This is a genomic window from Achromobacter sp. 1011791174 (assembly GCF_059760925.1).
This window is the reverse complement of the sequence record NZ_JCBANH010000114.1, coordinates 1-19,448: the sequence shown is the minus strand read 5'-3', so window position 1 is coordinate 19,448 and position 19,448 is coordinate 1. Positions and strand designations below refer to the sequence as shown.

Genomic DNA, 19,448 nt, shown 5'->3' with positions numbered 1-19,448 from the left:
CTCATGAGAGGTCTCCCAAAAAGAACAATCCCCACTCAGCGTACCGCTTCGTGGGGATCGGGCTGACCATCTCATTAACCCCCGCCAGTTTCCTGGCGGGGGTTTTCGATGAGCGTTGCTCGGACGTTTACTTGCCCGCGCCCTTGCTCACCATGGCCGAGAAGTCCTCGGCAATGCTGATGAAGGTGTTCAGCAGGATCTGCAGGTTTTCCTTGCCGATCGCGCCTTCCGCGTTCACGTCCATTTGCAGCACGGCCTGGTTCTTCTCGTCCAGGTAGGCGCGGCTCCAGCGGTATTCCTTGTTCCAGGCGTTGATGGCCTTGAGGGAAACCGGCTTCTTGGCGCTGTACGTGGCGGTGATGACCAGGTCGTAGCACTTCTCGGTGAAGTCGTTGCACAGCAGTTCCACGCGCAGGTCGGCCGCGCCGGTGCCGCTGGGATCCAGCACCAGCACCGGGCCTTCGTCGCCTTCGGAGCGGCGCGGCGAGTAGCCCATGTCGTCCAGCATGGAGGTGACCACGTCGACGTTGAAGTCCTGCATCTGCTCGCCGGAGGAGGCGGGGTCGGTGTCCGAGCTGATGGCGCCGACGGCGGGTTCGGATTCGTCGTCATCCATGCTGTCGTGCGAGCCGGCCGCATCCAGCAGGCCGCTGAACAGCTCGTCCGCCGGGATCTTCTTGCCGTTCAGATCGCCCATGCCGTCGGAGAAGTGGAACTTGCCGATGATGTTGTCGCCGTCGTTCTTGCCGACGTTGAACATCTCGGCCATGCCCGCCATGCTGCGGACCTGTTCCTCGGCTTCGGTGGCGGCCTTGTCGGCGGCCTTGCCTTCGGTCTTGACCATGTACTGCGCGACCAGGTCCTGCACCATGGGCTTGGACACGACCAGGTTGGCATCGATGCGTTTGATGGCCTGGACCAGAATTTCCTGCGGCGTCAGGTCCTTGAGGTTGGCGGGGCTCGCCAGGTCCAGCGCGAAGGTCAGCTTGCTTTCGCCCTTGGCGGTCTTCCAGCTGATCGGGTCCATGCTGAACGTGGGCTTGGCGGCCAGCAGCTTGGTGGCGGTATCGATCAGGGTCTGCACCTGTTCGTCCTTCAAGCCTTCGTCGCTGGCGCCGGCCACGGCCTGGCGCATCATCTGGTTGTAGGTGTCGGCCAGTTGCTTGACCGCGACGCCGTCCAGGTTGCCCAGCTTGACCACGGCCTGGCCGCTGCCCAGCGCCACGCCGTCGACCGTCAGGCCGCCGAGCTTGTAGGCGGCCTGCATGGCGATGTTCTTGTCGTCCTCGGTCAGCTTGACGGTGTAGCCGAAGTCGTCGAGCGCGATCTTCAGCTCGTCCTGGGGCTTGACCATGTCGATGTGCTTGACCTGCACGCCCGAGTCGCCGATCGACAGGCCGAACTTGCCCATCAGGGTGTTCACGTCGATGGACAGGCCGGACAGGGCCATTTTGAACTTGTCGCGCTCGCGCTGGGCCTTCAGGCCGTCAACGCCGATGGTGTCGATCACGCCGCGCGCCACCACCGCCTGCTTGGCGTGGTCGTAGGTGCCGTCGATCTTCATGCCGCTGAAGTCGAGGTCGATGCCATCGCGGCTGAACTTGACCGGCGCGATCTGCGCCGTGCTGGCGCCGTGGCCGCCGTAGGCGACGATGGCGTCGGCCGTCAGCGGGGCCACGTCCTTGGTCAGCTCGAACACCGGCTTGACCAGGTCCGTCTTGGCCATCGCCGCCTGGACGTAGGCCAGCTTGGGCGCGAAGGCGCCGCGCGCCAGCGCGCCCTTGGGGAAGGGGCCGTGCTCGATGGTGGCGTCGAACTCGATCATGCCGTCGGGCAGGACGTCCAGGCTCTTGTCGTTCTTCAGGAGCGACAGGCCATAACGCGCCTGCGTCGAGAACAGGCCGCGCTCGTACTTGATCTGGTCGATGCGCAGGCCGAACAGCGGCGTGACCTTTGCCAGCTTCTCGTTGACCTCGGCCAGGCGGCGCTGCGAGCTTTCCTCGATGCGCTTGCCCGTGTACCAGGTCGCGCCGACCCAGCTTCCCGCTCCCACTATGACCACGCCCAGGGTGATCGCTACGCTCTTTTTCATCGTTCTGCTTTTATGTCGTTGATTGTCGAGTCATGCCCTTGCGCTGCCGCCGATGAACCGCCACGAGGCGAGGACTCCGCGAAGTCATTGATTCATGAGGGCGCAAGGACCCGCGGCGAGTATACCGAGGCTGCCTGTCCGGCGAGAGCGCGCGCCGTTACCGAAGATTTCAAAATGAAAGCCGGCGCGGGTGCGCCGGCGATATTGTCGACAAAATAACGACTTACAGTGGATCCAGCGGGTAGATGGGGCGCCGCACGCGTTTGAATTCCAGCTGGTCGTAGTCCGAGGTGGTCACGCCGACGCCGGTGCATTCGATGATGTCGGTGGCCATGTCGGAGAAGCCCGCGCGCCAGTGGACCCGGCTCTTGAGGGCCACGTAGCGCTTTTGCAGCGGATCGATGCCGGCCGACAGCAGGCAATTGACGTCGAAGGGCTCCTGGTGGCGCGACACCACCACGATCTCCACGCTGCCGGTGTCGATGACGACGGTCAGGCCGGTATCGTTGCGCACGCCGCGATACATGGGACCCCGGTTCAGGTAGACGCCGTCAAAGACCAGCTTCACGCGGCCGGAGATCTCCAGCGGCTCGCTGGCCTGGCGGATGGCGGGCATGGCGACCTTGCCGCCCAGCTTGATGCGGATCTGGCTGCCGACGCCGGCCGCCGCCGCTTCGCGCGCGGCCTGCGGATCGCAGATGGCGTAGAACACGGCGTTGTCCAGGCCCTGGCGCAGCATCTCGGCCAGCACCGCCGTGGTGTCCATGGTGCCGCCCGAGCCGGTGTTGTCGTAGTGGTCCAGCAGGACCACCGGGCCCTGTGTCACCGCCTTGGCGCGGGTAATGGCGGCTTCCAGCGGTTCCGGATGGAACACCCAGTCGGCGCGGGCGTCCCAGGCGCGCTCCAGCAGTTCGTCGCGCAATTGTTCCGCCTGCTCCGCCTTGCCGTCGGTACAGACCACGGCGCTCAGGCCCGCTTCGCGGATGTCGGCATGCGGGAAGCCGACGAACACCGACGCCGCCAGCACGCCTTGCGCCTCCAGCGCGATGCAGCGCTCCTGCAGCGATTTGTTGGGTTCGGCGTGCGTGCCCTGGCGCATCACGTGCGGCAGCATGGGCTTGTTGCCCCAGCGCATGACGGGCTTGATCTCGCCCTTGAGCGTGCGCACGATGACGTTGGCCGCGCGCAGCCCGGCGGCGTGGATGTCCACGTGCGGATAGGTATGGAAGCCGCTGATGACGGTGGCGTGCCTGACGATGTCGTCGTAGAGGTTGGCGTGCATGTCCAGCGTCACCGCCACCGGCGTCGTCGGATCGATCTCGCGCAGGCGGCGCAGCAGGTCGCCCTCGGCGTCTTCCACGCCCTCGGCCACCATGGCGCCGTGCAGGTCCAGCAGGATGGCGTCGAAGCCGCCGCGCTCGACCTCGTCCAGCACCAGCCGGCACAGGCGTTCGTGTGTCTCGGCGCTGGCCGGCCCGCTGGGCCAGGATTCGGCGGCGACCGGCAGCACGATCTCGGCGCCCTCGCGGCGCGCCACCTCGATGTAGCCGCCCAGGCCGCTGTCGGTGTTCTCATAGGCCCGGATGGCGCGTTCGCCGGCCAGAATTTCGGGATTGCCGCGGAAGAAGCGTTCCAGCGGCGTGGGCACGGGCGAGTATGTGTTCGTCTCGTGCTTGATCATTGCCAATAGCCAGCGCATGGGTCGTCCTGTGGGTTGCCCGGGCTCGTCGCCCGGATATGCGGGGAAAGCGTCCGGACGCCTCGCGGGCGTCCGGGCATCAAGGCGGAGCGTCCGTCGTCAGGCGCTCTTGGGCGGCTGCGGCCAGGCGCGCTGCGCCGGGCGCATGCGCTCCCAGGCCCGCGCCACGCGCAGCACGCCCAGGTCGTCGAAGCGCGCGCCGGCGATTTGCAGGCCGATGGGCAGGCCGGCCTTGGTATAGCCGCAGTTCACCGAGGCCGCCGGCTGCTCGCTCATGTTGTAGGGCAGCGTGAAGCCGATGTGATGCATGGTGGTGGCGACCTCGTTGGTGGGCGAGGGCCATTCGGCGTTGTAGGCCACCACGGGCGCCACCGGCGACAGCACGTAGTCGTACGGCGCGCAGGCGGCGACGGTGCGCGCGCGCACGTTGACCGTCTCGTAGTAGCTGCGGAACACGGCATCGCCGCTCTGGCCGCCGCCGCTTTCCGCCCAGGCGCGGATGAAGGGCAGGATCTTGCCGCGACGTTCCTCGGACAGCGCCGCCAGGTCGATGGCCGAGCGGGTGCGCCAGAAGCGGTCCACGCCGTCCAGCATGGCGGGCGTCATCCAGGACTTCATGGGTTCGACGATGGCGCCGGCCGCCTCGAACAGGCGGGCGGCGGCCTGCACGGCGTCCAGGATCTCGGGATCCACGGGCAGGCCGCAGCCAGCGTCCAGCAGCAGGCCGATGCGCACGCCGCGCAGGTCCATGTCCAGGTCGAGCCAGGCGATGTCCTGGTAGGGCAGGCTCATGTGGTCGCGCGCGTCGGGCTGTGACAGCACGCCCATCATCAGCGCGGTATCGGTCACGGTGCGCGTCATGGGACCGGCGCAGCGGCCCATGAAGGGCGGGTCGATGGGAATGCGGCCCAGGCTGGGCTTGAGCGTGGCGATGCCGCACCAGGCGGCGGGCAGGCGCACCGAGCCGCCGATGTCGGTGCCGATGTGCAGCGGGCCGTAGCCGGCCGCGGCGGCCGCGCCGGCGCCGGCGCTGGAGCCGCCGGGATTCTTGCCCAGGTCCCAGGGATTGCGGGTCAGCTCGTGGAAGCTGGACAGGCCGGACGACAGCATGCCGTAGTCCGGCATGGTGGTCTTGCCCAGCACCACGGCGCCTGCCTCGCGCATGCGAGCCGCCGGCGGCGCGTCCGCGCTGGCGGGCGTCAGGTCGGTGGCCGCGGTGCCCAGCGGCACCGGCACGCCGCGCGTGGCGATGTTTTCCTTGATGGTGGCGGGCACGCCGTCCAGCGTGTAGCCGCCGGCCGACAGCGGCTCGCCCTTCATCCAGCGCGCCTCGGATTCGCGGGCGGCGGCCAGCGCGCCTTCGGGATCCAGCGCGTAGGTGGCTTTCAGGCTGGGTTCCCAGCGCTCGATGTGCGCCAGCACGGCGCGGGTGGCTTCGACGGGGGACAGGGTCTTGGCGCGGTAGGCGGCAAGCAGTTCCTGGGCGGAGAGTTCATGCGGCTGCTGCATGGCGGTTCCTGGTGGTCGGTTCCTGAAGAGGGGAGATGAGCCTTTGTGTCTGGCCGGCCTCTGCGTGCCGGCTCGGGATGCGGATGGCATGGGGGCGCGGCGCGGACGCCATGGGAGGCGTGCGCGCGCGACCGGCTTCAGCCCGCCGGGGCCTGCGCCGGATGGCCGGCGGCGACCGGCCTGAAGTTGCGGAAGTCCCAGTCGCGGCCGGGCGCGGCGTCGATCAGCGCGCGCGTGTACTCGTGGCGCGGCTCGGTCAGCACGGTCTCGGCGCTGCCGGTCTCGACGACCTTGCCGCGCTGCATGACGATGATGGTGTCGCAGATCTGCGCCGCCACGCGCAGGTCGTGGGTGATGAAGAGCACGCCCACGCCGGTGCGCTGTCGCACCTGCTCCAGCAGCTCGAGCACCTGCGCCTGCACCGAGACGTCCAGCGCCGACACGGCCTCGTCGGCGACCAGGATCTCGGGATCCATGACCAGCGCGCGCGCGATGCAGATGCGCTGGCGCTGGCCGCCGGAGAACTGGTGCGGATAGCGCCGCATGGCGTCCGGGCTCAGGCCCACCACCGACAGCGTTTCGCCGGCGCGCTGCAGCGCCTGTTCGCGCGGCACGCCGAAATTGAGCAGGCCCTCGATGATGGACTCGCCCACGGTGCGGCGCGGGTTGAGCGAGCGGTAGGGGTCCTGGAACACGATCTGTATGCGCCGACGCACCGGTCGCAATGCGGCGCCCGACAGCGTGCTCAGGTCTTCGCCGCCCATCATCATGTGGCCGGCGGTGGGCTCGATCAGGCGCACGATGCAGCGCGCGACCGTGGACTTGCCCGAGCCGGACTCGCCCACGATGCCCAGGATCTCGCCCTTGCGCAGCGTCAGGTTGACGTCGGCCGCGGCCACCACGCCGTGCGCCGGCTTGCGCGAGAACAGCGAGCCGCCGCCGCCGTAGGTGCGGCCCAGACCCTTGACATGCAGCACCGGCTGGCCGGCGGGCGCCTCGCGGCGCGACGGCACCAGGCTGGGCACCGAGGACACCAGCCGCCGGGTGTAGGACTGCTTGGGCTCGGCCAGGATTTCGTGGCGCGTGCCGCTTTCGACCAGGTCGCCGCGGTTCATCACGATGATGCGGTCGGAGATCTCGGCCACCACGCCGAAGTCGTGGGTGATGAACAGCACGGCGGTCTTGTGCTTGACCTGCAGTTCCTTGATGAGCGCCAGGATCTGCTTCTGCGTGGTCACGTCCAGCGCCGTGGTCGGCTCGTCGGCGATCAGCAGGCGTGGCTCCAGGATCAGCGCCATGGCGATGACGATGCGCTGGCGCTGGCCGCCGGAGAGCTGGTGCGGGTAGGCGTCGTAGATGCGCTCGACGTCGGGCAGGTGGACCGAGCGGAACATCTCCAGCACCTTGGCGCGGCGCTCGGCGGCGGACATCTTGCGATGCAGCCGCAACACCTCGTCGACCTGCTTGCCGACCGTGTGCACCGGGTTGAGCGCGGTCATGGGTTCCTGGAACACCATGGCCATGCGGGTGGCGCGCAGTTCGCGCAGGCGGCGCGGCGTGGCGGTGGCCACGTCCTCGCCCTCGACGCGGATCGAGCCCGCGCCGATCTTCAGGATGCCCTGCGGCAGCAGGCCCATGACGGCCAGCGAGGTGACCGACTTGCCCGAGCCGGATTCGCCGACCACGCAGACGGTCTCGCCGGCGTGCACGTCCAGGCTCAGGTTGCGCACGACGCGGTTGCCGGCGCCGGCGACTTCGACCGACAGGTTGCGGATGGCCAGGATGGCGGACGAGGTGTCGCCCGCGGAGGGAGTGGGGGAGTAGGTCATCGGCGTCAGGTCCTGCGCACCATTTTCGGGTCCAGCGCGTCGCGCAAGGCGTCGCCCAGGATGTTCACGCTGAGCACGGTCAGCGACAGGAACAGTCCGGGGAACAGGATCAGGCCCGGCAGCATGCGGAAGTACATGCGGCCCTCGGACATGATGTTGCCCCAGGACGCGATCTCGGGCGGCACGCCCGCGCCCAGGAAGCTGAGGATGGCCTCGGTCAGCATGGCCGAGGCGAACACATAGGTGCCCTGCACGGTCAGCGGCGCGATGGTGCTGGGCACCATGTGGCGCCACAGCAGCTTGGGCAGCGGCGTGCCCAGCGCCAGCGCGGCTTCCACATAAGGCTCGCCGCGCACGGTCAGGATCTGGCCGCGCACCAGCCGCACCACGCGCGGGATCTCGGGGATGGTGATGGCCACCAGCACCGTGGTCAAGCTGGCGCCCGAGACCGACACCAGCGCGATCGCCAGCAGGATGCCGGGGATCGCCATGATGGCGTCCATGGTGCGCATGATCAGGCCGTCCAGCGAGCGGAACCAGCCGGCGATGACGCCGATCACCAGACCGAGCGCCACGCTGACCACGGCGGCGCCCAGGCCGGCGATCAGCGAGACGCGCGCGCCGTAGGCCACGCGCGACCAGACGTCGCGGCCGAAGGCGTCGGTGCCGAAGAGGAACTCGGTGAAGGGCTGCTTCAGGCGCGATCCCGGGTTGATCTGCACGGGATCGACCGTGCCCAGCCAGGGCGCGAACAGGGCGATGGCGACGATGATGACCAGCACCGCCAGCGCCAGCATCACGGGCCAGCTGCGCAAGCCCTGGCGGATCTGGCGCCAGGCGGTGGTTTGCGGCGTGCCGCCGCCCGGCAGGTCGGCGGCGGCGGTGTTGTCGGCCGCGTCGATGGGGGTTTGCATGATGGGGCCTCAGTAGCGGATGCGCGGATCGAACACCGTGTAGGCGCAATCGACGACGAGGTTGATGAACACGTAGACAAAGGCGAAGAACAGCGTCAGGCCCTGGATCACCGGATAGTCGCGCGCCAGCACGGCCTCGACCACCAGCCGGCCCAGGCCGGGGATGTTGAACACCGATTCGGTGACGACCACGCCGCTGATCAGCAGCGCCACGCCCACGCCCACGACCGTGGCGATGGGCACGGCCGCGTTGCGCAGCGCGTGGCCCAGCAGCACGCCGGTCTCGGTCAGGCCCTTGGAGCGGGCGGTGCGGATGAAGTCCTCGCCCATGACCTCGATGACGCTGGTGCGCGTGATGCGCGCGATCAGCGCCACGTAGACCGTGGACAGCGCCAGGGCGGGCAGGATCAGGCGGTGCAGGAACAGCCAGAAGCCGTTGGCCAGCGGCGTGTAGCCCTGCACGTTGAACCAGCCCAGCTTGATGGCGAAGGCCCAGATCAGCAGATAGCCGGTGACGAACACCGGCACCGAGAAGCCGAGCACGGAAAAGCCCATGACGGCGCGGTCCAGCAGCTTGCCCTGGCGCCAGGCCGCCAGGATGCCCAGCGGAATGGCGACGATCAGCGTGAAGACCAGCGTCAGGACCGCCAGGCTGAGCGATGGCTCCAGCCGCTGCCCGATGAGCTGCGTGACGGGCACGCCCGACATCAGCGAGGTGCCGAGGTCGCCCTGCACCAGTTTGCCGGCCCAGATGAAGAACTGCTTCACCACCGGCTGGTCCAGGCCCATGATCTGGCGTATCTGTTCGATACGTTCGGGCGTGGCGCCGTCGCCGGCCATGATGACGGCCGGGTCGCCCTGGCTGGAGCGCAATATCGCAAAGACCACCACCGCGACCATCACCAGAACGGGGATGGTCGCGAGGAGCCGGCGTGAGACGAATGCCAGCATGTTTTCCCCCTTGTGCTGCTAGGCTATCTGCTTACTTGCCCGTCAAGGGGCTTTCTTCACGTTCCAGAACGCGAACACCGGCGCATGCACCAGGCCCGAGAGCTTGGTCGAATACACGGTGGGCACGGACATCTGACCAAGCGGCACGTACAGGCCTTCGTCGATGCCGATGCGCTGCAGCTCGTCGGCGATCTTCTTCTGCTCGGCCGGGTCGGAGGTCAGCGCGAACTTGGTGCGCAGCTCTTCGACCTGCGGCATGTCGGGCCAGCCGAACCAGGCGTTGTCGCCGCTGGCGGCGGCCGGCGCGGAGCGCACCGGGTCCATCACGTCGGTGGCGTACCAGTTGGTGTTGTGGATGTTCCAGCCGCCTTCGGCGGGCGCGGCCTTGGAGGCGCGCCGCGTGGCCACGCTCTGCCAGTCCATGGCCATCAGGTTGACGTTGAAGCCGGCCTTGCGCAGCGCCTGCGCGATCACCACCGGCTGCGCCGACAGCGTGCCCACGTCGGTGGCGTGCATGATCAGCACGGGCGTGTTGTCGTAGCCGGCTTCCTTCAGCAGCGCCTTGGCCTTCTCGGTGTTCTGCGGCACCACCACATCCTTGCCGATGTCGGTTTCCAACGGCGTGCCGCAGCCCCACAGCGAGGCGCAGGTGCGCCAGTACTTGGGATTGCCGACCAGCGCCTTCATCACGTCTTCCTGGCCCACGGCGTACATGGCGGCCTGGCGGATCTTCTTGTTGTTGAAGGGCGGGTACTTGAAGTTGAAGCGGTACATCGTGAAGTAGCCGACCGGGCTGAGCGACTCTTCCTTCAGATCCTTGTTGCCTTCGACCATGGGCAGCAGGTCGTAGGGGAACTGCTCGACGAAGTCGATCTCGCCGCCGAGCAACGCATTGGCGGTGGTCAGGGCGTCGGGCATGACGTTCCATTCGACCTTGTCGACGTTGACGACCTTGCCGCCGGCCAGGCCGCTGGCGGGTTCCTTGCGGGGCACGTAATCGGCGTTCTTGGCGTAGACGGTCTTCACGCCCGGCTTGAACTCGACGATCTTGAACGGACCCGAGCCGGTCATGTCGGTGATGGGCTGGCCGATGGCCTGCTCGGCGATGCGCTTGGGCATCATGAAGGGCGCGGTGCCGGTGGGCTTGGACAGCGCGCGCAGCACCAGGTCGGTGGGTTCCTTCATGACGACGCGGAAGGTCTTGTCGTCGACGATCTCGATCTTGTCGGTGAACTTCAGCAGCGTGCGGCCCATGATGTCGCCGCTGGCCCAGCGCTTGATCGAGGCGACGCAGTCATCGGCCGTCACGGGCTTGCCGTCATGCCACTTCTGGCCGTCGCGCAGGGTCATGGTGTAGGTCTTGCCGTCGGGCGAGACGTCCCACTTTTCGAGCATCTGCGGCTGGATCTTGTTGTCGGCGTCGGTGGCCAGCAGCGTGTCGTAGATCATGTAGCCGTGCCACGTGGTGATGTACGCGGTGGTGGCGTGCGGGTCGGTCAGGCGCAACGGCGAATGCATGACCGACTTGATGACCGTGTCGGCGTAGGCGCCGTGGGCCATCAGGAGGGTCGCGCCGGCAAATGCGGCTGCACGGACAAACTTCAGCATGAATGTTCCCCTTGGATCGGTGTGAGCGGCGTTCGTCGGCCGCTACGTCGTTGGCGCGTCGCCCGCATGGCGGCGCGAGAGGGTCAGGCATTGCCTGGCCGGCTGGAAAACGCCGGCCCGCAAGGTGCCATTCTGATGCCGGGACGCAGCCGTGTCCATGGTTGTTTTGCCGCGTCCATCAGCATGGATCCAGGCGCCGCGCAGACCAGGATGGCATGGGCGATGGACGTGAAGTCGGCGCGGAAGTGCGCCGAACTTTTCACCACCAGGATCGCGGCGCGCGCGGGATCCACGCCGGCAAAGCGGAACATCTCCTGATCGGCCATCTGCACCTTGTTGGAGGCCACCACGATGCGCACGCCGCCCAGGCTCAGGCAGGCGCTGGGCCCCAGGTCCATATGGAAGCCGCGGTAGAACGCGCCATGCGTGTCGAAGCGGCCGTCGGACGTTTTTTCGACCAGGAATTCGGCCTCCAGCGGCGCATCGTCGGGAATACCCGAGTGTCCACCCAATGCAATCCGCACCGTGTTGCCCGCGCCCGCATGATGCGCGGCCAGCGCCGCTGCCGGATCGACGATCAGGCCGATGGCGGCATCGCGCGCGCCGTGGCGAATCAGCGCGCGCAGCACGCCGGTGGTGTCGGAGCTGCCGCCCGCGCCGGGATTGTCCTGCGCGTCGGCGATGACGACCGGGCGCGACGCGTCGCGCGCCATGCGCATGGCGGTCTGCACGGCCTCGTCGGCGTCATGCAGCGTGCCGCCGAAAGCGGATTCGGCCGCCAGCACCGCGCGTTCCATTTCGCTCGCGGCCGCGTCGGCCTGCGCCTGCGTGGCGGCGTGCGCCCACACGGCGGGCAGGCATTCGGGAAAGTCCGCAGCGGGAAAACCCGTGGCGAACGACAGGCTGGCGCCGCTGCGCGCCTCGATCTCCGCCAGGCGCTGGTACAGGCCGCGCGCGGGCTCGATGTCGGTGGACTGCCAGCACAGCGGAATCAGATACGGCAGCTGGCGCAGGGCGCTACAGGCGCGCGGCGCGCCGTGCAGCCGGGCCGCGAGCAGCGCGGCCGCGCGTTGCCCGGTCTCGGCCATGTCGATGTGCGGATAGGTGCGATAGCAGACCAGCGCGTCGGCGTGGCGCAGCATCTCGCGGGTCATGTTGGCATGCAGGTCCAGGCTGGCGACGACGGGCACGTCGGGTCCGACCCGTTCACGCACGCGCCGCAGCAGCTCGCCTTCGCCGTCGTCCAGGTGCTCGGCCACCATCGCGCCGTGCAGATCAAGGTAGACCCCGTCCAGCGGCATCGCGGCCGACAGCCCCTGCAGGATCAGCGCGCTGATGCGCTCGTAGGCGTCGCGCGTGACCGGTCCCGACGGACTGGCCGCGGCCCAGGTGGCGGGCAGCAGCGTATGCGCGCCCATCGCCTCGATGAAGCCGGCCACCGGTATGTTGGCGCCGGCCACCGCCTGGAACATGGCCGGCCCGCTGACCAGCCGAGGCCAGCCGCCGCCCTTGTCCGCGAAATCCTCCCACGCCGCGCGCGACGGCGCGAACGTGTTCGTCTCATGCTGAAAGCCGCCTATCCCGATACGCATCAAAATCCCCTTGTGATACGGATGTCCGGACGCCGCGGAACACTATGCTGTGCTTATCCCCGCGCGTGTTTCAGTGCTTGTGGCGCGGTCTTTGCTCCATCCACGACATGTCAAACGGACTCGACGTCATGACTAAAAAGAAGTGGCGCCACCGCCTGAAGAGATCGCCCCAAGCGGGGTCGCACGGAGCCGGCTTTGCCGGTCCGTAGCGACGCCCCCTGGGGGGAAGCGCGCAAGCGCTTCGGGGGGGGGCTCATCCAGCCACAGGCATCGTGAATTCAGCGCCCTTGCCGATGCTGTCGGGCCAGCGCTGCATCACGCTCTTGTAGCGCGAGTAGAAACGGATGCCTTCCTCGCCGTAGGCATGGTGGTCGCCGAACAGCGAGCGTTTCCAGCCGCCGAACGAATGCCAGGCCATGGGCACGGGGATGGGCACGTTGATGCCGACCATGCCGACCTTGATCTGGCGCGCGAAGGCGCGCGCCACACCGCCGTCGGAGGTGAAGCAGGCCACGCCGTTGCCGAATTCATGCGCGTTGATCAGTGCCACCGCCGAGGCGAAATCGGGCACGCGCACCACGCACAGCACCGGCCCGAAAATCTCTTCGCGATAGATGTTCATGGCGGGCTTGACGTGGTCGAACAGCGTGCCGCCAAGGAAGAAGCCCTTTTCGTTGCCCGGCACCGTCAGGCCGCGGCCGTCGACCACCAGCGTGGCGCCCGAGGCGACGCCGTCCTCGATGTAGCCCACGACCTTGTTGCGATGCTGCGAGGTGACCAGCGGACCCATTTCCGCGTCGCCTTGCATGCCGTCCTTGACCACCAGCGCCTTGACGCGCGGCGTCAGGCGCTCGATCACCTTGTCGGCCACGTCGCCGACGGCGACCGCCACCGAGATGGCCATGCAGCGCTCGCCGGCCGAGCCGTAGGCCGCGCCCATCAGCGCGTCGGTGACCTGGTCGAGGTCGGCGTCCGGCATGACCACCATGTGGTTCTTGGCGCCGCCCAGGGCCTGCACACGCTTGCCGCGGCGGGTGCCTTCCGAATAGATGTATTCGGCGATCGGCGTCGATCCCACGAAGGACAGGGCCTCGACGTCGGGATGCGCGATCAGCGCGTCCACCGCCTGCTTGTCGCCATGCACCACGTTGAACACGCCGTCCGGCAGGCCGGCCTCGCGCAGCAGTTCGGCCAGGCGCAGCGAGGCCGAGGGATCGCGTTCAGAGGGCTTGAGCACGAAGGTGTTGCCGCAGGCGATAGCCACCGGGAACATCCAGCACGGCACCATCATGGGGAAGTTGAACGGCGTGATGCCGGCCACCACGCCCAGCGGCTGGCGCATGCTCCAGTTGTCGATGCCGCCGCCGATCTGGTCGGTGTACTGGCCCTTGAGCAGATGGGGAATGCCGCAGGCGAACTCCACCACTTCGATGCCGCGCGTGACCTCGCCCTTGGCGTCGGAGAAGACCTTGCCGTGTTCGCGGGTGATGAGCTCGGCCAGCTCGTCCTGATGCTTGTCCAGCAGCGCCTTGAAGTTGAAGAGGATGCGGGCGCGCTTGAGCGGCGGCGTTTCGGCCCAGGCGGGGAAGGCGGCCTTGGCGGCGCTGACGGCCAGCGCCACGTCTTCATTGGAGGCCAGCGGAATCGAGGAAACGACTTCGCCGGTGGCGGGATTGAAGCCGTCGGCGTAGCGGCTGCTGCGGCCCTCGTAGGGCTGGCCGTTGATGAAATGCGGGATCTTCTTCATGGATGCAAAGCTCGAAGCGGGTTTCTTCAAAATGCCCGAGGGCGGCCTTTCAGGCCGCCCGCGGTTCAGGTCGGGACACTAGCGCGCGCAAGCGCCTTACGCGACCTCTTTCAGGACCTTGCCGATCTGGTCGAAGATCTGGCCGATCTGGGCCTCGTCGATGATCAGGGGCGGCGAGACGGCGATGATATCGCCGGTGTAGCGGACCATGAGGCCGCTGTCGAAGCACTTCTGGAACACTTCCGAAGCGCGCGCGCCGGGCGCGCCGGCGCGCGGAGCCAGTTCGATGCCGGCCACCAGGCCGATGTTGCGCACGTCGATGACGTGCGGCGCGCCCTTGAGCGAATGCGCGGCTTCCTGGAAGGCGCCGGACAGCTTGCGGGCGCGGCCGAACAGGTCGTCGCGTCGATAGATGTCCAGCGTCGCCAGGATGGCGGCGGCGGCCAGCGGGTGCGCCGAATAGGTGTAGCCGTGGAAGAACTCGATGCCGCCCTGCGGGCCGTTGACGATGGCGTCATGCACCTCGCGCTTGACGGCGACCGCGCCGGCCGGAATGGCGGCGTTGCTCACGCCCTTGGCCATGGTGATCAGGTCCGGCGTGACGCCGAAGTAATGTGCGGCGGTGGCTTCGCCCAGGCGGCCGTAGGCGGTGATGACCTCGTCGAAGATCAGCAGGATGCCGTGCTTGGCGGTGATTTCACGCAGCTTTTCCAGGTAGCCCACGGGCGGCACCAGCACGCCGGTGGAGCCCGCCATGGGCTCGACCACCACGGCGGCGATGGTGGACGCGTCATGCAGCGCGATGATGCGTTCAAGTTCTTCGGCCAGGTGCGCGCCCCAGGCCGGCTGGCCCTTGGAATAGGCGTTCTTTTCCAGGTTGTGGGTGTGCGGCAGATGGTCCACCGCCGGCAGCAGGGCGCCGGAGAAGGTCTTGCGGTTGGTCGAGATGCCGCCCACCGAGATGCCGCCGAAGCCCACTCCGTGATAGCCGCGCTCGCGGCCGATCAGGCGGGTGCGCTGGCCTTCGCCGCGGGCGCGGTGATAGGCCAGGGCGATCTTCAGGGCGGTGTCCACCGACTCGGAGCCCGAGTTGGTGAAGAACACGCGGTCCAGGCCGGCCGGCATCAGGCCGGCGACGGCCGTGGCGGCCTCGAAGGCCAGCGGGTGGCCCAGCTGGAAGCCGGGCGCGTAGTCCATCTCGCCGGCCTGCTTGGCGATGGCCGACACGATTTCCTCGCGGCAATGGCCGGCGTTCACGCACCACAGGCCCGCGGTGCCGTCCAGGATCTGGCGGCCGTCGGCCGAGGTGTAGTACATGCCCTTCGCGCTGGCCAGCAGGCGGGGCTGCGCCTTGAACTGCTTGTTGGCGGTGAAGGGCATCCACAGATGGGACAGGTCGGGAAGCTGGGCGCGGGCGTTCATGGCGACTCCTGGGTAAGGAAAACCGCGGGGCCTGCAAGGCGCGGGCGGCGGGATTGCGGATGATTCTGGTATGTCCGGCCGGGATTGAAAATATACGATCCGTGCAAAGCGCCCTAACTGTATAGTTCCAACCATGACAACTGTACAGTTTTGGCGATGATCGATTTCCAGCCCCAGCGCGCGCGCGGCCAGGGGCCGACCCTGGTCGAGCAGCTGGTTGCCGCCGTGTTGCGCGCCATCGAGCAGCAGGTGCTGCGTCCGGGTATGTCCCTACCCTCGGTGCGGGAGCTCGCGCGCCAGTACGAGATCAGCACTTTCACGGTGGCCAGCGCCTACAGCCGGCTGGTGTCGCTGGGCTGGCTGGCGGCCCGGCCCGGAGCGGGCTACCGCGTCGCTTCGCCGGACGCGCCCGCGCGCCGGGGCGAGACGCCGTCCTGGGAGCCGCCGCGCCTGAACGCCGGCTGGCTGGTGTCGGACATCTTCGCGGACCATTCCATCCCCATCAAGTCCGGCTGTGGCTGGCTGCCGGGGGAATGGCTGAACGAGGAAGGGCTGCATGTGGCCCTGCGCCACCTGGGCCGGGTGCCGGCCATGCGCATCGCCAACTACGGCCATCCCTATGGTTACGCGCCGCTGCGCGAGACCATCGCCGCCAGCCTCAGCGCGCAGGGCATGGAAGTGGAGGTGTCGCAGGTCCTCTTGACCCAGGGCGTTTCGCACGGCCTGGACATGGTGATCCGCACCCTGCTGCGCCACGGCGATACGGTGGTGGTGGAACAGCCGGCCTACGCCAACCTGCTGCAGATGCTGCGGCTGGCGGGCTTGCGCGTGGTGCCGGTGCCGCGCAATGCCGACGGACTGGATTGCGAGGCGCTGGAGCGCGTTGCGGCCCAGCATCGGCCGCGAGCCCTGTTCATCAATACGGCGCTGCAGAATCCGTCCGGCGCCAGCATCGGCATGGCCAACGCCTTCCGCATCCTGCAGACGGCCGAGCGGCACGGTCTCTGGGTGGTGGAGGACGATATCTCGCGCGAGCTAGCGCCCGGCGTCACGCCCATGCTGGCGGCGCTGGACGGCGGTTGCCGCGTGGTCTACCTGGGCGGCTACTCCAAGGTGATCAGCCCGTCGGTGCGGGTGGGCTATGTGGTGGCGCACCGCGACCTGGTGCGCGACATCGCGCGCACCAAGATGGCCGTGGGTCTGACCTCGCCCGAGATCATGGAGCGCATCGTGCATCAGGTGATCCGCGAGGGCCGCTACCGCGCCCACATCGCGCGCACGCGGGAGCGGCTGGAACAGGCGCATGCCGCCGTGGCGGGGCTGATGGACGCGCATGGCTTCGACATCCACACGCGGCCACAGGCGGGCCTGTTCCTGTGGGCGAAAGTGGCGGGGCAATGGCGCGGGCGCGGCGCCAACGGGCTGGCCGAGATGGCCTTGAAGGACGGCATCTGGCTGGCGCCGGGTTCCTACTTCGAGGCCGACGAGGCCGACACGCCCTGGGTGCGCTTCAACGTCGCGTACTCGGAAGCGCCGGCGCTGTGGCGCTTCATGCGCAACGCGGGCGCGGCCTGAGGGGCGGCCCGCGTCGCCGGGCGCGCGCTCAGGCGCGCTCGTAGGTCACGAAGTCGTATTCGTAGCCGTTTTCGGCCGGCTGCCGCTCGCGCGCCGTTTCCTTCCATTGGAAGGCCGGCAGCAATGGGAAGAAGGCATCGCCCTCGACCCGGGCATGCACCTCGGTGGCCAGCACGCGGCGCGCCAGCGGCAGGGCCTGCGCATAGATCTGCGCGCCGCCGATGACGAAGGCCTCGGCCACATCCCCGCAAGCCCGCGCCGCCGCTTCCAGCGACGCCACCACGATGGCGCCTTCCGGCGCGAAATCCGGATTGCGGCTGACGACGATATTGGCGCGCCCCGGCAGCGGCCGCCCCAGAGAATCCCAGGTCTTGCGGCCCATGATGATGGGATGACCCAGCGTGCTGCGCTTGAAATGCGCCAGGTCCCCCGGCAGCCGCCAGGGCAGGGCATTGTCGCGCCCGATGGCGCGGTTGTCGGAATAGGCGACGATCAGGGTCAGGCTGGGAGTCATGCGGACGCTATGGCGAAGTTCAAGGACGGCGCGACAAGCGCGCACTGCCGTAAGCGTAGCAAATCCGCGCAGGCCGACGCGCGCGAACCCTGAACGCCCCCGCGCCCGACTATCTCAACACGGCACACTCAAGAGGCGCTCCCACCACCCATCGCAGGCGCCCCGCAGCGGGGCCGCTGCGGAGCCGGCTTTGCCGGTCCGCACGTGGCGCCCCTGGGGGTAGCGCCGCAGGCGCTTGGGGGGGGTCAGATATTGGCGTGTTCGAGGAACTCGGTGGCCGGCATGGGCTTGCCCAGCAGGAAACCCTGCAGCGAATCGCAGCCCAGGCCGGTCAGGAACTTCTGTTGTGCGGTGGTCTCGACGCCTTCGGCCACGATGCGCAGGTTCAGCTGCTGCGCCAGGGCGACGATGGCGGACACGATGGCCGCATCCTCGTTGTCGTTCTCCAGCTGGTTCACGAAGCCGCGGTCGATCTTCAGCTCGGTGGCCGGCAGGCGCTTCAGGTACAGCAGGCTCGAATAGCCGGTGCCGAAGTCGTCGATGGAAATGGTCACGCCCAGGCCGGACAGGCGCTTGAGCACCGCCAGGCTGGCCTCGGCGTCACGCATGGCCGTCGATTCGGTCACTTCCAGCGTCAGGCAGGACGGCGGAACGTTGTGCCGGGCGAGCGCGCCGCGCACCGTCTCGACCAGGCTGGCATGCGCGAACTGCAGCGCCGAGATGTTCACGGCGATAGTCCAGTGGCTCTGGCCCGCGTCGATCCATTCGCGCATCTGGCGGCAGGCTTCGTTGATGACCCAGTCGCCGATCGACAGGATCAGGCCGGTCTTTTCCGCCGTGGGAATGAACAGGTCCGGGCCGACCAGGCCGCGCGTGGGGTGGTTCCAGCGCAACAGCGCCTCGGCGCCGATGATCGGGCCGGCCGGCGCTTCATATTTGGGCTGGTAGTGCAGCACGAACTGGCCGCGCTCCTGCGCCAGCCGCAGGTCGTGCAGCAGCTCGATCTGTTCGTGCGCGTCGGCGTTCATCGACGGCTCGAAGAAGCTGTAGCCGGTGCCGCCCAGGCGCTTGGCGTGATACATGGCGGCGTCGGCGTTGGTCAGCAGCGCGTGGGTGTCCTCGCCGTCGTTGGGATAGATGGCGATGCCCACGCTGGATGTCACCAGCACTTCGTGGCCGTAGACCGTCACGGGCCGCGCGATGGCGTTGATCAGGCGGTCGGCCACGCTGGCGGCGTCGGTCGGTTCGCCCACTTCGCTCAGGACGATGAATTCGTCGCCGCCCAGTCGCGCAACGGTGTCCTGGGTGCGCAGAGTCTGGCGGATGCGTTGCGCCAGGTCGATGAGCAGCGCGTCGCCGGTATGGTGGCCGTAGGCGTCGTTGACCGCCTTGAAACCGTCCAGGTCGAAGAACAGCACCGCGAAATAGCCCTTGCGCCGGCTGGCGCTTTCGATGGCCTGCTCCATGCGGTCTTCGAGCAGAATGCGGTTGGGCAGCTTGGTGAGCGTGTCGTGCAGGGCCAGCTGCACCAGTTCTTCGTTGGCTTCGGCCAGCGACGACGCCAGGGCCGAGGTGCGAGCTTCCAGCCGGTTGTCCAGCACCGCCACGATCAGCGCGATGCCCAGCACGCTCAGGGTCACGGCGGTGACGGCGATGGCCAGCCAGCCAGCCGACAGGCCGCCATTGGAGGCCAGGCAGACGCTGTCGTCCGGAAAGCCCGCGGCCTGCATGCCGGTGTAGTGCATGCCGACGATGGCCAGCCCCATCGCCACCGACGCCAGCGGCCGTGAAAACGCCATGCGCGGCCCGTCGTGGCGCAGCCGGTAGGTGATCCACAGCGCCGCGCCCGACGCTGCCACGGCGATCAGGATGGACAGCGCGAACCAGCCTCTGTGATAGACGATGCCGGGCTGCATGCGCATCGCGGCCATGCCCACGTAGTGCATCGCCGCGATGCCCGCGCCCATGAGCAGGGCGCCGACCGCCAGGCGGCGGG

At 68.2% G+C, this 19,448-nt stretch carries 13 protein-coding genes; 1 reads left to right on the top strand and 12 read right to left on the bottom strand.

The features are described 5' to 3' along the window. Nucleotides 1-127: 127 nt before the first annotated feature. The 10 genes from AC6LJ5_RS26735 to aptA form a co-directional block, all read right to left on the bottom strand. Complete coding sequence (locus AC6LJ5_RS26735) at nucleotides 128-2,092, bottom strand: DUF945 family protein (RefSeq protein WP_498142102.1); 1,965 nt, start codon at nucleotides 2,090-2,092, stop codon at nucleotides 128-130. Between the two features lie 223 nt (nucleotides 2,093-2,315). Next, entirely contained in the window at nucleotides 2,316-3,791 is a 1,476-nt protein-coding gene (locus AC6LJ5_RS26730) for a M81 family metallopeptidase (protein ID WP_498142101.1), read from the bottom strand. Nucleotides 3,792-3,890: 99 nt separating this feature from the next. Then, on the bottom strand, nucleotides 3,891-5,300 hold the full coding sequence (locus tag AC6LJ5_RS26725) for an amidase (protein WP_498142100.1): 1,410 nt from the start codon (nucleotides 5,298-5,300) through the stop codon (nucleotides 3,891-3,893). Between the two features lie 137 nt (nucleotides 5,301-5,437). Continuing rightward, nucleotides 5,438-7,129 (bottom strand): ABC transporter ATP-binding protein, encoded by a 1,692-nt coding sequence (locus AC6LJ5_RS26720; RefSeq protein WP_498142099.1) that lies wholly within the window; start codon nucleotides 7,127-7,129, stop codon nucleotides 5,438-5,440. Nucleotides 7,130-7,134: 5 nt separating this feature from the next. Continuing rightward, the gene (locus AC6LJ5_RS26715) at nucleotides 7,135-8,043 is read right to left on the bottom strand and encodes an ABC transporter permease (RefSeq protein WP_212314955.1); all 909 of its coding nucleotides are present in this window, start codon (nucleotides 8,041-8,043) and stop codon (nucleotides 7,135-7,137) included. Between the two features lie 9 nt (nucleotides 8,044-8,052). After that, nucleotides 8,053-8,994, bottom strand: a complete 942-nt coding sequence (locus AC6LJ5_RS26710) for an ABC transporter permease (protein WP_212314956.1) — start codon at nucleotides 8,992-8,994, stop codon at nucleotides 8,053-8,055. Between the two features lie 42 nt (nucleotides 8,995-9,036). Beyond that, nucleotides 9,037-10,602 carry an ABC transporter substrate-binding protein gene (locus AC6LJ5_RS26705; protein WP_498142098.1) on the bottom strand — a complete coding sequence of 522 codons (1,566 nt, stop codon included), beginning with the start codon at nucleotides 10,600-10,602 and terminating at the stop codon, nucleotides 9,037-9,039. Nucleotides 10,603-10,685: 83 nt separating this feature from the next. Beyond that, complete coding sequence (locus AC6LJ5_RS26700; RefSeq protein ID WP_498142097.1) at nucleotides 10,686-12,194, bottom strand: M81 family metallopeptidase; 1,509 nt, start codon at nucleotides 12,192-12,194, stop codon at nucleotides 10,686-10,688. Nucleotides 12,195-12,447: 253 nt separating this feature from the next. Further along, nucleotides 12,448-13,941 (bottom strand): CoA-acylating methylmalonate-semialdehyde dehydrogenase, encoded by a 1,494-nt coding sequence (locus tag AC6LJ5_RS26695; RefSeq protein WP_498142096.1) that lies wholly within the window; start codon nucleotides 13,939-13,941, stop codon nucleotides 12,448-12,450. Nucleotides 13,942-14,037: 96 nt separating this feature from the next. After that, nucleotides 14,038-15,363, bottom strand: coding sequence for an omega-aminotransferase AptA (gene aptA, locus AC6LJ5_RS26690; RefSeq protein ID WP_498142095.1), 1,326 nt, complete (start codon nucleotides 15,361-15,363; stop codon nucleotides 14,038-14,040). A gap of 156 nt (nucleotides 15,364-15,519) precedes the next feature. Between aptA and AC6LJ5_RS26685 the strand changes: the two genes are divergently transcribed. After that, nucleotides 15,520-16,938 carry an aminotransferase-like domain-containing protein gene (locus AC6LJ5_RS26685; RefSeq protein ID WP_392413841.1) on the top strand — a complete coding sequence of 473 codons (1,419 nt, stop codon included), beginning with the start codon at nucleotides 15,520-15,522 and terminating at the stop codon, nucleotides 16,936-16,938. A gap of 28 nt (nucleotides 16,939-16,966) precedes the next feature. Here the strand turns inward: AC6LJ5_RS26685 and AC6LJ5_RS26680 are convergent, their stop codons facing one another. Both AC6LJ5_RS26680 and AC6LJ5_RS26675 read right to left on the bottom strand, forming a co-directional pair. Then, the gene (locus AC6LJ5_RS26680; RefSeq protein ID WP_103271104.1) at nucleotides 16,967-17,452 is read right to left on the bottom strand and encodes a dihydrofolate reductase; all 486 of its coding nucleotides are present in this window, start codon (nucleotides 17,450-17,452) and stop codon (nucleotides 16,967-16,969) included. A 245-nt stretch (nucleotides 17,453-17,697) separates the two neighbouring features. After that, nucleotides 17,698-19,448 (bottom strand): bifunctional diguanylate cyclase/phosphodiesterase (locus tag AC6LJ5_RS26675; RefSeq protein WP_498142094.1); only part of this gene is annotated, 1,751 nt, incomplete at its 5' end.